Origin of the sequence: Lysinibacillus sp. GbtcB16 (genome assembly GCF_019091145.1) — a bacterium.
Lineage (GTDB): Bacteria > Bacillota > Bacilli > Bacillales_A > Planococcaceae > Lysinibacillus > Lysinibacillus fusiformis.
On sequence record NZ_JAGXJV010000559.1, the window covers coordinates 1 to 259 of the forward strand.

Here is a 259-nt window from a genome sequence, read left to right on the forward strand (position 1 = left end):
TGCTGTCTGTGTTGAACTTCGCAGGCGAGGAGCTGTTCCGCCATACCTTCGCAGCTCAGGTAGCTTCGAATGCAGCTGTTATGCTTGGCAGCCTGGAGGAAGCTGATGTGCTGAAAGGCGCGTCGCCAAGTGAGGTTGTCGTTAAGCTCAGCACAACAGCGTGGGCGGCTCCTGACAACCTGTTCTACTTGCGTGATCAGAAGGATCTTACGCTGCCGGCTGCCACGCTGAACGTCGTCGTCGATGAAGAAGCGCAGAC

The 259-nt window shown here is 56.8% G+C and carries 1 pseudogene; it reads left to right on the plus strand.

What is annotated here, in order from left to right:
- Window positions 1-259 (plus strand): annotated as a pseudogene (locus KVT27_RS25235) (glycoside hydrolase family 2 protein); the annotation flags it as partial.